The organism is Mesorhizobium sp. WSM4813, assembly GCF_055811555.1.
In genome coordinates this window covers 1-14,093 of the sequence record NZ_JBVVQU010000096.1, presented here as the reverse complement: position 1 = coordinate 14,093, position 14,093 = coordinate 1, and the positions used below count along the sequence as shown (strand labels likewise).

Annotated in this window: 9 protein-coding genes and 2 pseudogenes; 3 read left to right on the top strand and 8 right to left on the bottom strand. The window is 60.9% G+C overall.

The window, feature by feature from the left end:
- Positions 1-811 (top strand): tetratricopeptide repeat protein (locus AC0L25_RS31155; protein ID WP_473598977.1); only part of this gene is annotated, 811 nt, incomplete at its 5' end.
- Here AC0L25_RS31155 and AC0L25_RS31150 read toward each other — a convergent pair.
- Complete coding sequence (locus AC0L25_RS31150; RefSeq protein ID WP_473598976.1) at positions 797-1,192, bottom strand: DUF1612 domain-containing protein; 396 nt, start codon at positions 1,190-1,192, stop codon at positions 797-799. The genes AC0L25_RS31155 and AC0L25_RS31150 overlap by 15 nt on opposite strands.
- Positions 1,193-1,317: 125 nt before the next feature.
- Here AC0L25_RS31150 and AC0L25_RS31145 point away from each other — a divergent pair.
- Positions 1,318-1,786 (top strand): annotated as a pseudogene (locus tag AC0L25_RS31145) (DNA methylase); the annotation flags it as partial.
- Positions 1,787-2,765: 979 nt separating this feature from the next.
- Here the strand turns inward: AC0L25_RS31145 and AC0L25_RS31140 are convergent.
- The 7 genes and pseudogenes from AC0L25_RS31140 to AC0L25_RS31110 all read right to left on the bottom strand — a co-directional run bounded on the left by AC0L25_RS31140 (position 2,766) and on the right by AC0L25_RS31110 (position 11,904).
- The gene (locus tag AC0L25_RS31140; protein ID WP_473598975.1) at positions 2,766-6,110 is read right to left on the bottom strand and encodes an AAA family ATPase; all 3,345 of its coding nucleotides are present in this window, start codon (positions 6,108-6,110) and stop codon (positions 2,766-2,768) included.
- A gap of 357 nt (positions 6,111-6,467) precedes the next feature.
- Positions 6,468-6,680: pseudogene (locus tag AC0L25_RS31135) on the bottom strand (tyrosine-type recombinase/integrase); the annotation flags it as partial.
- 51 nt (positions 6,681-6,731) lie between these two features.
- Positions 6,732-7,145 carry a DUF4112 domain-containing protein gene (locus AC0L25_RS31130; RefSeq protein WP_473598974.1) on the bottom strand — a complete coding sequence of 138 codons (414 nt, stop codon included), beginning with the start codon at positions 7,143-7,145 and terminating at the stop codon, positions 6,732-6,734.
- Between the two features lie 28 nt (positions 7,146-7,173).
- Entirely contained in the window at positions 7,174-7,659 is a 486-nt protein-coding gene (locus AC0L25_RS31125) for a YidB family protein (protein ID WP_473598973.1), read from the bottom strand.
- A gap of 307 nt (positions 7,660-7,966) precedes the next feature.
- Positions 7,967-8,323, bottom strand: a complete 357-nt coding sequence (locus tag AC0L25_RS31120) for a sensor histidine kinase (RefSeq protein ID WP_473598978.1) — start codon at positions 8,321-8,323, stop codon at positions 7,967-7,969.
- Positions 8,320-8,487: a hypothetical protein gene (locus AC0L25_RS31115; RefSeq protein WP_473598972.1), complete on the bottom strand. Its 168-nt coding sequence runs from the start codon at positions 8,485-8,487 to the stop codon at positions 8,320-8,322. Before AC0L25_RS31115 ends, AC0L25_RS31120 begins: the two co-directional genes overlap by 4 nt.
- 69 nt (positions 8,488-8,556) lie before the next feature.
- A complete protein-coding gene (locus AC0L25_RS31110) occupies positions 8,557-11,904 on the bottom strand; it encodes a DEAD/DEAH box helicase (RefSeq protein WP_473598971.1) in 3,348 nt (1,115 codons plus the stop codon).
- A gap of 1,689 nt (positions 11,905-13,593) precedes the next feature.
- On the opposite strand from AC0L25_RS31110, the gene AC0L25_RS31105 reads away from it, so the two are divergent.
- On the top strand, positions 13,594-14,093 hold a 500-nt coding region (locus AC0L25_RS31105), incomplete at its 3' end, for a YciE/YciF ferroxidase family protein (protein ID WP_473598970.1).

The following is a 14,093-nucleotide window of genomic DNA, read 5'->3' as shown; positions in this document are numbered from 1 at the left end:
GCCCGCAATTACCGCGCCGTTGTCACTCTCGCGGCTATTGTCCTATGGTTGCGGTAACTGTCCACACGGCCTAGAGCAGGACTATGTCCGGCGAGGTGAACAGTTCTCACTTAGATTCAATCCTGAAGCGCATTCGAAGGCGCTGCAAGTATGGCACGAAGGGCTCGCACGGTTCCCCAACTCCGTGCGCCTCAAACTCAGTCTCGCCTTCATCTACAGGTATGCGGCCGAAGCCGGGAATGGGGATCGAGTTCGAAACTTGGAAACCGCTTGCACACTCGGCCGGGAGGTCGAAACGGCTCCGCGGAAGTCGCGCTACGAGGAATGGTTAAGTCACTGGCTGTCGGCCAAACTTGCGCAATGGTGTGAGGATGACTTTCCGCGCTCCATCAATGAAATCGAAGTGGCGATCCATATGGCACCGTACGACGCCTCCGCGCGTGCCGACCTCGCTGAATTACTTGCAAATGCTGGGAAAATCGAAACAGCGATCGAGTGGTTGCAGGAGGCGATCCGTCGCGATCCAAGACCACCTGACTGGTACCACCGCAACCTGGCTTGGGCGCACTACTTGGATGGTCGGGACGACATGGCGCTGCAAGCGTTACAGTCGCAGCGAAACCTGCAGCCCAACCCGCTGCTCGCCGTGGTTTACGCTCGGCTCAACCGGGACGCTGAAGCCCAGGAAGCCCTGGTGGCGTACAGGCGACTGAACCCAAGCTTCGAATCTGCAAACGAGGTTCAAAGACCTCTCACCTCCACTCTAAGGAAGAAATGGATTGGGGATCTGACGTCCCTAGGAATGAATTAACCGGCCATTAACCGCAATTGTTCTCGCGCAGGCTGAGCTCGCCAACGAGGTTGAGCGCGCTCTGCTCGAGACTTTTAGCATCTCCTGGATCATACCTTGGAGACAATCGGACGGGAGAGCACCAGCTCGACCAGGTCGGGAAGTTTCGAGCCCCCGCGCGGTGTTCGCGCAGCCAGCGCTCGATCTGGTTTTCGCGAGCCCCGGTCGATCGTGTTCCTTCAGGCCAGCCAGTGCCGCCAAGTGGATTGTGTCGAGCGAAGCCAGCAACCGGTCGCTGCGATTGCGCGCCCGCCTTCGCTCGCGCGGAATGTTTTTGGCCCCGAGATGCAGGCAGGCGAAATGGTGGGCGGCAAGGCCGTCCTGCCGCAGGAGCGCGGCCACGAGCAGCGGCCCAAACCAGGTAGAATGCTGCAGCACCTCATGTCAGACCAGGCCTCGATCAGGATCGCCGCGCGCAGGATAGCGGGCAGAGGACGATCCCGGGCAATCACGTCCTGCCACCCGGCGAGGCATGGGCGCTGTTTCCGGGAGATGTGATGTATGTCTGCTGGCGCCCTTCATGCCGCCACGGTCGCTTCAAGCCTTGAGGCCAGCGGCTTTGCCGTCCGTTCTCAGATCATCTGGGACAAGACCCGCCTGGTCATCGGCCGCGGCGACTACCACTGGCAGCACGAGCCGGCTTGGTATGCCGTCAGGAAGGGCAAGAAAGGCCACTGGGCGGGCGATCGCAAGCAGACCACCGTCTGGGCCATTCCGCATAGGAAGTCAGACACGGGCCACGGCACGCAAAAACCCGTCGAATGCATGCGGCGTCCGATGATGGGCCGCTGCTGTCACGCGATCGAACTGAACGCAGCCTATGTCGACGTCGCGGTCCTGCGCTGGCAGGCGTTTACAGGCAGCATGGCGATCCTGGAGGGCGATGGCCGCAGCTTTGCCGAGGTAAAGCTTGAGCGGATCGGGACCAAGCCATGACCACCAAGACAGCCATCCTGCAGGCGATACGCCACAAATGTTTGGACTGCTGCGTCTATCAACCCGCCGAGGTTCGGGAGTGTCCTGTCAGCACGTGCGGCTTGTGGCTGTTCAGGTTCGGGATGGACCCCGATCCCAGCCGGACCCGCGGCTTCGCCAAATCCCCCGGGTACACGGCCCCTTCGGGGCAAGACACACCTATCTCGAAGGCGAGGCAGCACATCGGAAACGGAGATAGCTGAGATGGCCCGCCCCAGCCATCAGCCCGATGCTTTTCATCGCCGTCAGGTAGAGGCGCTGGCAGGCTATGGTGTTCCGGAGGCGGACATTGCCGGGATGGTCGGCATCGTCAGGCGGTGCTGGCAGCGCTGGCGGGCCGCAGACGATTGCCTATGGGGATTTGTGCCTCGGGATGTGCCAGCGCCTGTCGCGGACTTCCGCATAGGACGTGCCTGGGAGGTCGTGGAAGAAGCTTCCGGGCCAGGTCGCAGAACCTGGAGCGTTGATTCCGGGGCGGCGGTGCCCACATAGCCAACTGCGGTTATATCACCGCGCCGGACTCGGTCGGCCGGGGCGTTGCAACGGCGATGTGTCAGCACTCTCTGGGGCGTGCGGCTGCTCGAGGCTTCCGAGCCATGCAGTTCAACTGCGTGGTCAGTACAACGAACGCGCGGTCAAGCTTTGGCGTCATCTCGGGTCGACGTTGTGGGAACGGTTCCGCAAGGTTTCGAGCATCCGGTTCTGGGCTTCGTGGCACGCTGGTAATGCACCGATTACTCTGACTGCCTTGCGCAGGCGCATGCAGCCCTAATACGCAATGTCCGGATGTGGCGGCCGTCCGAGTACTTGGCTGAGTGGAAGGAAATCGCCCCAGCGCATCCTTTCGTTCGCCGCGGCCATGGGCCGGGCGATACCGCAGAGGATCGACGACCAGCAAGAAGGTCGCGGATGGCTGGCGGCGGACAGGCATGGACTCTATTCACCTCAGGCTGTCGAGCATTGCTTTAGCCTCTTTGAGGTCCGATGTCTCAAATCCCTCGGTGAACCACGCATAAATCGGCGCGAGCAGATCGCGTGCGTCGGCATGCTTGCCCTGCTCGCGCCAGAGCCGGGCGAGACTGGTGGCAGCGCGTAGCTCCCAGGACTTTGCGGATTGACGCCGGGCGATTTCGATCGCGTGCTCAAATGCGGCGCTCGCCTCATCTGGTCTTCCGTCTGGCAGGGCTGCCAGAAGCTGCCCGCGCAAGCGATGCAGTTCGGCCTCCGGCCAACGCTCCCCTGTCCCCTCGACCACTGCCAGAGCCTCATCCAGTGCACCGAGCCCCCGTTGCATGTCCCCCGAGAGGGCACAAGCCTCGGCCAGCAGGCCCAGGAAGAACGGACGCATCCACGCCGCGCCGCTCTTCCCCCAATCCGCAAGCCCGCGCTGGATCGCTTCTATCCCGGCGGCCTCCTGGCCGTGGCGAGCCATGGCCCAGCCCTGGACCACCGTCGCGCTGGCGGCCCATTGATCCAACTTGTGTTCCCGGGCCAGCTCCAGCAACGCCGCCGCATGCGCCGCGGCCGCGCTGGCGTCGCGGCCAAAAGCCCCCACCAGCGCGCTGTACATCAGGGCAAACCCGAGGGTGTTCTTATGGCCGACCCGGTGGGCTAAGGCCAATCCCTCGGCTTGTCGGCGGGATGCCTGATCCGGGTAGCCCAGCAGCCACAGCACCCAGGTCAGGTGGGCGAGCCCGGACACGCCAAGGTCCTGGCCAAAAACAAAGGCCGTCGAACCATGCCGTTCCGGGTCGTACAGCACAACGGCACACTCGAGGTGCTCGCGGGCGGCGAGCAGCTCGCCCCCCACCTCATCTGTCGCGCCGCACATCCGGTGCGCCAAGCACAGCCGCTCCGGGTCTGGGTGCAGCTCGGCCAAGGCGAGAATTTGCCTGGCCAGCTTCTGCTGCTCGGGAAGCGCCATGCGTACGAATTGGACAGCCCAGAACCCATACAGCACAGGAAACTGTTGTGATGCGTCGCCCACGGCCTCTACCAGCTCCTGCGCCCGGGCGAAAGCGGAGGCGGTCTCAGGTGCTGCGTGGCCGTACCGGGCAATGCACGCCTGACCAAGCATAGTCTGAAGATGAAGTTCGCGCTCTGCCCGGGCCCGGCTCTCGGGCAAGGTCCGCACGAGGTCAATACTCCGGGTGAGATGGCCGACGGCTTCCGCAACGGCCGAGCGCCGGAAGGTGCGTTCCCCGGCCCGCTGCCAATAGTCCGCAGCCCGCTTGGTCAGTTCCGCCTGGGTAAAGTGATGGGCCAGCAGCTCAGGCTGGGTTTCGACCACCTCCGGCCAGCGCTCTTCCAGTACCTCAGCGATCCGGGCGTGCAACTTCTGGCGTGTGCCACGCAGGAGGCTCACGTAGGCGGTGTCCTGCACGAGCGCGTGCTTGAACGTGTAGGTCGCCTCGGGCGGCGTGCCGCGCCGGAACGCGAGACCAGAATTGACGAGCTCGTCCAGTCCCTGCGCCAACGCTGCCTCGGGTAGTCCCGCCACGGCGGCCAGCAGCTCATGGTTGAACTCCCGGCCGAGTGCGGCGCCGATCTGCGCCACCTGCTTGGCGGCCGGCAGCCGATCCAGACGAGCGGTCAGTGAAGCCTGCAAAGTGCTCGGCACCGAAAGCGCTGAACCAGCGACATCGGGCTGACTGGAGCGTTCCAGCACGGCCTTGGTCAATTCCTCGATGAAGAGAGGTACGCCATCGGTCTGCGCAACAATTCGCTCCAGCATCCCCGCCGGAAGCGCCTGACCGACGACAACCTGACTTGCGAGCGTCGTCGCCTGGCGAGGACCAAGCCGGCTCAGCGCCATCAAGCTTACGCTGGCCTGGCCGACCCAAGGCGCCTGAAACTCTGGCCGGAAGGATATGATCACCATCACCGGCAAAAAGGCCAGTCGCATGATTAACCTGTCCAATAGCTCAAGCGAACTTGGGTCGGCCCAATGCGCGTCCTCGAACAGGATCAGCACGGGGGACAGGCGTGCCCTTTCGTCCAGAATCCGGTTCAATGCTCCGAAGGTCTGCTCCTTCTTGCGTTCCGAAGTGAGTTCCAGCGGCGGATACCGCTCTCCACCCGGCACGCCGAGCAACTCGGCAATGAGCGTCACCTCTTCGCGAGTTGCCCCGAGTGGGAGAAGCAGGGCTTCCAGCTTGTCAAGCCGTGCGTCCGCAGACTCGCTGCGCACGAAACCCGCATCGTTCTGCCAGCGTGCGATGACGGGCTGTAGTGCGCTGTCGCGGTGATGCGGCGAGCAGAAATACTTGAGTCTGAGATGCGCCTCCCCGGCCACGCGCTCCTCGAGCGCAGCTATCAGGCGGGATTTGCCGATGCCGGGCTCGCCGGAGATGAGCACTACCTGCCCTTCGCCGTCCTTTGCTTGCTGCCAGCGGCGCAGCAGCAGATCGAGCTCGTCATCGCGCCCGACGAGCGGCGAGAGGGAGGCCGCGTGCATTGCCGCAAAGCGGCTCTCAACCAAGGCTTCGCCAAGCACTTGCCACGCGCACACAGCGCCAGACAGGCCTTTGAGATGAAATTCGCCAAGCTCGCGGCACTCGAACAAGCCGCCGATGCGCCGCCGTGTTTGGGCGTCGATCACTGCGCAGCCAGGATCAGCGAGGGATTGTAGGCGCGCGGCGAGGTTTGGGGTCTCGCCTATTACCGTCTGCTCCTGTGCGGCCCCGGCACCCAGCAAGTCGCCGACGACCGCGAGACCACTGGCTATACCAATGCGAGCGACCAGCCGTTCGCCGGCTGACACGGCCTGGCCGACCTCCTCCAGCGTAGCCAAGGCGGCGCGCACAGCGCGCTCGGGATCGGCTTCATCAGCTTGTGGCCAACCGAAGTAGACCAGGACCCCGTCGCCCATATACTTCGCAACGAAGCCGCCGTAGCGCCCAACTGTGTCAGCGACACTGCGATGGTAGGCTCCGATCACCTCGCGCATGTCCTCCGGATCCAGGCGGCCTGCGAGTGCCGTCGAGCCGACGACGTCAACGAACATGACCGTTAGCTGCCGCCGCTCAGCCTCTGGAAGCGGCGGGGCTGTGCCGGGGACCGCCGCCAGGGACCTCCTGGTCGAGGTGGCCGCTGTATCCGAACTAGCGCGCAGGGCGCCGATGGCGGCGAGCAGCTTGCGGCGGTGACCAATCGATGTGACCCCGAGCGCCACGAGATCGTCGGCCGTAAGCTGGGGAAGCGTATCAGCTTCAATGTCGTTGTCGCGAAAAGCCGGCTCGTATTGCTGCAGGCCGAGGCTAAGTAGCCATGCCGGGATATCCACGCCCCTTCTCCTCTTCGGCTGCGGGGGCTGCCCTGTTCTCCAGACTATATCCCAAATTGATGGAGTAAGGCGGAAATCTCTTTGGAAGAGCCGCTGAAACGGAGAGGCGGTCTCTCGCCAGTCTTGGAACCCGATCAATCCGTCTTCCGAATCGCCTGCGCGATCTGGACCCGGTCCCGCAAGGGAAGTCCGTCGGCAAATTTGGTACGAACTGACACCCGGTTTCGCTCGAGTTCGCCCCAAGATAGCGCAACCACCTCTTGCACAGCTTCTCGCAAGTCTACGGGCTCTACGTCTTTACCAAGCAAACTGTGACCGCCGGACAAGGCGGTTCTACCATGACCCTTCACAAGCTGGCGACCGCGCTGGCATATGCGGAAGCATTACCCCGCGCCGCTTGCCTTCGCGCCACCACAGCCGCAGCAGTTCCAAGAGTTGCGGCGAGAGCATGGTGTTGCGACCCTTGCGTCCTTTGCCATGTTCGACCCGGATCAGCATGCGTGTGCTGTCGATATCATCGACCTTGAGGTGCGCGACCTCCGATACGCGCAGGCCCGCGCCATAGGCGACATCGGCGAGGGTATCTCAATGGCAGCGATATTGACCGCAATGGCAGTCGGCTTACATTTGAAGGTGCCGGCGAAGGAGCCTGATGTTACGCTTGTTAGCCTTAAAGTATACGTCGAAGATCGAGCCTAGAATAGGAACGCTTCCCACGACCGTATCAAGCAGCACGTTCCCTAACATGCGGGCGATCAACCCATTTCCAGCACCGCAGTTTCGGGCTTGTAAAACGATGTAAGCCGAAACCAGGCCTGTTGCTGCATCTCCCAGGACAGGGACTAGGCCGACCAAGGCATCCATTCCAAACCGTATTGGAGTGCCGGGAACTCGCCAGCGAGAATCGAGTAGACCGGCCAGTAGATCCAACTCGTCAATTGCCTTCGCTGCCTTAAGCTCGCCAAAGCCCTGCCCGCCCTTCCCCGGCTTTGAAGGGCTGCGACGTATCAGGTCTCCTCGATCCAGGGCAGTCATTCTAAACTTTCGCTCGCGCCGGCCCGGATCATTGATCAGTTGCCTTAGACTGGGTCGTATCCCGGGCCACGTCGTCGAGCAGGGTCGTCTGATCCGAGCCTTGCGTCGGCTCAGCTGGCAATTCACCATTTGGCGTCATCCTGTTGACAGCCTCGGGCAGATCTCGCGTGATCCTGGCAATGAGCTCCTCCCGCGATAGGCCAGTCTGCGTAGAAAGAGCAGTGAGCGTCTCCTCGTCTATGGCCATTTCCACGTCGCGTGGCTCGATCGGGTCGTTCGGCCCGGTGCCAACCCAAGAGTCCACCTTCGCGCCTGCACCCGCAGTTCTGAACCGATCAAGGATGTCGCCTAGAGCTGTGCCCGACACGCCCTTAGACAACTGGTCCACGATACCGCCCTGCGGGTTATTGGGATCGCGCTCTCGTGCGCGACGGATCATGTCTCCGATCTTGTCGCGATTCTGGTAAGCCAGAAGCCCAAGCATTGCGATCGCTAGTTTTCCGAGATTTGCCATTGGTTCCTCCTGTTCCAACGTGGAGAAGGGCTCCGCCTGACAAAAGTTCCACGTGCGACGAACTAATCTTGTGGCGGACGTGCACGGAAATCTTTGGTTCGAAGCTGCTTCAATGAAAGTACTTGGCTTTTGCCGCCCTGTGAGCACACTGCAAACGGTGGTCTGCAGTTTGAACACACCAAGGATTAGCAACATGCCAAGCGCAGTCGCCTACTATCGTGTCTCAACACAACGGCAAGGACGCTTGGGCTTGGGCATCGAGGCCCAGCGTGCCCGGTCACCCGCTTTGCCGAGGCCGAGGGCATGATCATCCTCCGACGGAAATCGGCATGACAAATGTGAACACCGTCTGGTCAGTATCAGAGGTCACGGACAGTGTGCCGCGATGTGCCTGAGCGATCTGCGAAGCAATGTAGAGTCCCAGCCCGAGACCTTGAGGGCTAGATCGGGGCCCCCCTCGGTAGAACGGCTGGAACAGGCGCTGCATTGTCTCGTGCGGAATGGGCTCTCCGGCATTAGACACGGATATCCGGAGTTCGCCGTCTCGGGTGGTGGCTTCGACCTTAATGGGCATGCCCGCGGCACCATAAGACAGGGCATTCCCGACGAGGTTGGATAGTAGCTGTCCAAGGCGTTCGTGGTCACAATCAACCGGTTCGGTCAGGTCGAATGGTCATCGATGACCCGATCGGGGTAGGCAACCTGAAGCTCGTCGACCACCTTTCTCAAAGTTGGTGCCAGATCACGGCCGTATTCTAGGTGGAGATTTATGCCGCCGCCGAGCCTACTCCGCGTCAGGTCGAGCACGTCGCTTATGAGGTTCTTCATGCGGCTGACGCTTCTAAGCATAGTTCGATGATCGCGTTTGCTTCGCAACTGGGTCATATGGGGAAATTGTCACTCACTTGCCGAGCGAATAGAACCGATCACGGTTCGTAGAACCTCGAGTTTTGCAATGCCGTGTTTGGTTGACGGCCTGCAGATCAAGCGGCCACGTCGAAATTCGAACCAGTCCAGCCCGATAAGATTCTGCCGGACTGATGCGGAGACCTTTGTGCGAAAGGTGATCGCAATTGCTTCGGGTCCTACGTCGACCTTGCTCAAGCCTAACTCCGCTGCATCTATTCGCAGTCGGCTTACCTCCAGCAGCGTGGCCACTTCGCTCGGCATGGCTCCAAAGCGGTCCTCCACCTCGTCGGCAAATGCATTGATATCCAAGTGCGTGGTCATGCGGAACAACCGCGAATACAGGCTGAGGCGTATGGCTGGCTCCGGCACATAGCTTTCTGGGAATGACCCTCCGGCCTGCAAATTGATGTCCGGAAGTTGCGTGTCAGAGCCGGGCACGCCTCGAGCAATCGATGAGGCTCGCTCGAGCAGTCGATGATAGAGCCCGACGCCGATCAGCTTGACGTGGCCCGCCTGTTCTTCGCCGAAAAGATCGCCGGCGCCGCGCAGGTCGAGGTCCCTTTGGCTGATGGCCAGGCCAGAGCCAAGCCGGTCGAGAGCTACAAGAGTCGAAAGCCGGGACCTTGTGGCGTCAGCCAATTCCTTGCCTGGCTCGGTCAAGAGAAGTGCAATGCCTTGCACCCTTCCTCTGCCTACACGACCCCGAAGCTGGTGGAGTTGTGCAAGTCCGAAACGGTCAGCCCGCCAAACGAGAATGGTGTTTGCCCGCGGTATATCAAGTCCGCTTTCGATGATGTCAGTGGCCAACAAAATGTCGCCTTCGCCCGCGGCGAACCGGACAACTATCTCGTCCAGCTCACGCCCTTTCATTTCGCCATGCGCGATCTTCACCGAGAGCTGCGGAACCAGCCTGCCCAGTTGTTCAACGACAGTCTCGATGTCGTCTATGCGTGGAACGACAAAGAAGCTTTGTCCTCCGCGGCGGTATTCGCGCAATAGAGCAACCTTGGCCGAACCGGCATCGAAAGGAGCCAAGATGGTGCGAACCGGACGCCGCTTGGCTGGTGGTGTGTTTAGGACGCTGACTTCCTGCACGCCCGCCATCGCCAATTGAAGCGTGCGGGGTATCGGCGTAGCGCTCATGGTCAGAGTGTGGAGGCATGGCGCCAACCCTCGCAGTGATTGCTTCAGCTTGGCCCCGAACCGATGCTCTTCGTCGATTACGAGCAGTCCGAGATTGGTAAAAACCACCCCTTTGGCCGCAACAGCGTGGGTCCCGACGACGACTGCAATGTTGCCGCTTCTCAGACCGTCTTTCACTTTCCTTGTCTCTGTCGATCCGACCACCCTGGAAAGGTGAGCAACTTGAATGTTGAACCCTGCGAAACGCCGGCAGAACGTCTCGTAGTGCTGACGCGCGAGCACCGTGGTGGGCGCAACGATAGCAACCTGCTTGCCACAAAGCGCGGCCGCAGCACACGCCCGAAGCGCCACCTCGGTCTTTCCAAAGCCGACGTCGCCGCAGACCAGCCGGTTCATCGTTTTGCCCGAGGACAGGTCATCCATCACGGCTCGGATTGCGGCGGCTTGGTCGGGGGTCGCGGGGTAAGGGAATCGCGCCGCGAAGCGAGCAAGGTCGGCACGCGGCGGCTTGATCAATTCGGCGGACTGGCTGGACCTGGCCTTCGCAATGGCGACCAGCCGCTTGGCGACCTTGTCGATCTCGCGGACTGCAGACTTGCGCCGCTTCTTCCAGCCTTCACCATCTAGTCGGTCCAAGGCTATCGCATCTGGCTCGGATCCATAGCGCCATATACGGCCAAACTCCTCCACTCGAACCAGCAAGGAAGCGCCGCCAAGATATTCAAGCTTCACGACATCCTGTTGCAGGCCAGCCACTTCAATTTGTTCGATCGCGGCAAGGACGCCTATGCCATGGTCTTCGTGGACAACCAGATCACCGAGCTGCAGGTCAGGTTCAACAATGCCGCTGCCGGAGCCCGCGTTTGCAGTCGATGACGGGCCGAATATATCCGCTGCCGCAATGACCACAATTCGGGATGGTTCGTCGACAAAGCCCTCCGTGAGATCGAATTCCGCCTTGAGAAGAGAGCCTCTTTCGACAGAGAGAATTTGCGGCCAATCGGCGACGGGGTCCATCTTGCGACCGAACTTACGGTCGCACAGCCGCTCTGCTCGGCGCAGTTCCGAAGCTTCGCCTGTGACCACCACACCAAACCCCGAGCTTGCGCGCGCCTGGGCGAACTCGGCGAATTCGTGCCCGGCTCGCGGCAGGTGGAAGAATTTGGGAATTCGGCCAACCGGGATTGTAAGACGCAGGCAATCGCGATCCCGTAGCGAGTCGTCCCATTCCTCACGCGACAAATAAAATTGTTTCGCCGCGGGCCGCGCCATCGCGGATACTTGCCGCCTGCCGCGCCACGCGTCCTCTATGAGGTCCAAAACGCGAGCGAGCGAGATTTCTTCCAATCCATCCAGGAAGCAGATGGAAGCTGTTGATGCCACATCGAAAAGCGCCGGCAAGTCGGAGTAGAGCGAGACTAGACGTTCCTCCATCGGGATCGTGCGCATCGCTGCAGGGTCGAACTCGTTGCCAGCTTCCAACATGAGCTCGGACGCCGGGCCAACTATTACCCTGTGCAGCGATCGCTCGCTTCGTTGAGTGATTGGGTCATATGTCTTCAGTTCGGAGATGGCGCCGCCAACCCCCAGTACAACACGAATAGGGCAGTCACGGTCAGCGGGGAAAACGTCGATAAGATCGCCGCGGATGGCTATCTCGCCTGGTTCGTCGACCCGATCGTCGACAACATATCCAGTTCTCTCAGCCAGTACCTTAAGTGCCCTCGGGTCCACCTTTTGCCCAATCTGCAGGGTGGCGAAACCCTGGCCGATTACCGAGGGAGGCGGTACTCTCTGCAGGGCAGATTCGACCGAAGTAACCGTGATGCGGGGTCTTTTCGTAGCGGCCACAACAGCATGAAGAACGCTGACCCGCCGTCCCATAGTGGCGCGAGTGGGCCACACCCTGTCGTATGGCAGGCAATCCCACGGCGGCAAATACAGGATGTCAGCTGCTGGGAGGAAGTGGCGCAATGCCTGTGTGATGTCAGCGGCACTGCGTTCGGAACTCGCGATATGGAGCATGTCCCAATTTCGAGTGGTTTCCAAAGCGCCGATCAATGCCGCAGCTACCGCGGCAGCCGGCGGTGTGTCGCCTTCTCCTCCTGTTGCAAGTTCGCACTGTTTCGCAGACGCGCGATCAAAATGCCCGAGTTGTTCAGCCTCTCCGGCATTGCAGGTCTCTCTATCCACGTCTCACCTTCCGATCCTGGGACAAACCGGCCGCGACGCGCCCGGCGTTCCGTTGGGACGGCACAGTTACCGGCGCTCGGCTTTCAGCAACGTCGCAAAGCGGCAATCCGTTGCCTTGCCCCCAGCGTGTGATCGGATCGTGCGCCATGAGAATAGAGTGCCGCACTGTCTAGCAATGCGTGCATTGCGAGGTTTCCTGAGAAAGCCGCGAACCTGGGGGCGCTACGGCTTTGTGGATTCGTTCTGGGACGAAACGGCAGCGGCTGGTCGATAGTAGGGTAGGCATCTGTGGTCGGCATTCCAATTGCCCGTTGCTAGACTTTGGCCAAATGCCTCGGTATCAGATGGACCCCAAGTTCTCAGGCTCAGCAATCATTCGACGGTTGCTATCCAGAAACTCATGCACACCGTCGACCTTAGACCTCAAGCATCCCGGCACAAAATCGGCAATCATGGTGCCGATCCGTCCCAAGCTGCAGATAGGCAAGGTGACACGTGATGCTGTCTGCTCCGTCGCCACGTTCTGCGTCGCAGCGCGGTCAGCCGCCAGTAGTCTGATCTGGTCGACCTAGTCCTTCTTTCTAGCGAGTTTTTGTTTTTCCTTCAGCAGCCGAACGATCGCGTCGACGGGCGGCGCAAGGGCTGCTGGCGACTTGCTGTTCGAGCGCCACAAGTATTCAAAGAAGGTTCTCAGTATGCGCATTGTCGTTACCTCCTGGACCACCAAACTTCGCTTGGGCGTTGTTGTTCCTGAACGGCAGGCTAAGCGCCGCTGTCCGAAGGCAAACTCACCAGTGGTAAGCAGGCACGGCTGGAGTCTGGACGGGATAGAAGTTCTGGAACGCCTTCCTCCAGAACTCAGCCATGGGCGGGCGCGGGTGTCGTGGCGATCACCGACAAGCTGAAGCAGCGGTGCGTCCCGCCCCTCCGAGTGGCGCTATGAGCCGCATGTTCGACCGGCTGAAGGGTCGAGGCTCAATCTGAAAATCGACCTGAAGTGCTCACGTCTCCGATTTTGCAATTTGTGACAGGAGGGCGGACGAGTAGAACTTCATTGCGCTTCGAGACGACCGTTAGGACGGTGGCTTGTCGGCAGGCTGCTTGAATTCCGTGCCGGAACCTGGCCGAGCCAAATGCTTTCGGGTCGTGTAGCACTTGCGCTTAGTCCTGAAAAATCGGATGCACCCCTTCCGATCAGCCCGCGTCCTTCCCAGCCCCTCGGCGCGGGCTTGCCGTTTTTGTTTGTTGCCTTGGCGCGCTGAAGGCGCGGCGGGCCTTTTTTGTTTCGGTGTGGAACTTCGGCGCGGGCTGAAAGTTTCATTCGTGCAGCTGCGACATGGATGACTCCCAATGGGCCCGCGTCCTTTTTTCCCGAAGGGCGCGGGCTTTCTTTCGTGCACGGAACACCGGGGCGGGTTGCACTTTCGCTGGCATCCAGCGAAATGGCCGCTTGCGCGCTGCCTCAATCCCTCGCATTCCAGGCCCGTGTAGGCGTGAGGCACTACTGAGGGGCGCGCGTTCCAGGCCCGTGTAGGCATGAGGCACTACTGAGGGGCGTTGCGGTTTGTTCGGTGTCGATGAGGTCCAGGCACAGAGGATTGCCGATCGCGCCAAAGGAACAAACAGCACCCACTTTGGTTAAAGCTGCGCGTGCCACCAGACACGCGTTTCTCACATGCGGAGACGACGATGGCTATGAAAAATGAATCGCAGAGCAAGGCCAAGGGCCTCGAAGATCTTTTCCACGACGGACTGAAGGACGTCTACTACGCTGAGCGCAAAATCCTGGCTGCGCTGAAGAAGATGGCCAAGGGTGCCGAATCTGACCAACTGACCGCCGCATTCGAAAAGCACCGCGACGAGACGGAGGCTCAGATCGAACGGCTGCAGCAGGTCTTCGAGATTTTCGGCAAACGGGCACAAGGAAAGACATGTCCCGCGATCGACGGCATCATTGAGGAAGGACAGGAGATACTGGAGGAATTCAAGGAAGCTCCAGCTCTGGACGCTGGGCTTGTGGCGGCGGCGCAAGCTGTCGAACACTATGAGATCGCCCGCTATGGCACCCTGATTACCTGGGCCGGCCTGCTCGGCCTAAAGGATGCCGTGCCACTGCTCGAGGAGACGCTCGAAGAGGAAAAGGCGACTGACGAAGCGCTGACGCAGCTTGGAGAGACCAGCGTCAACGA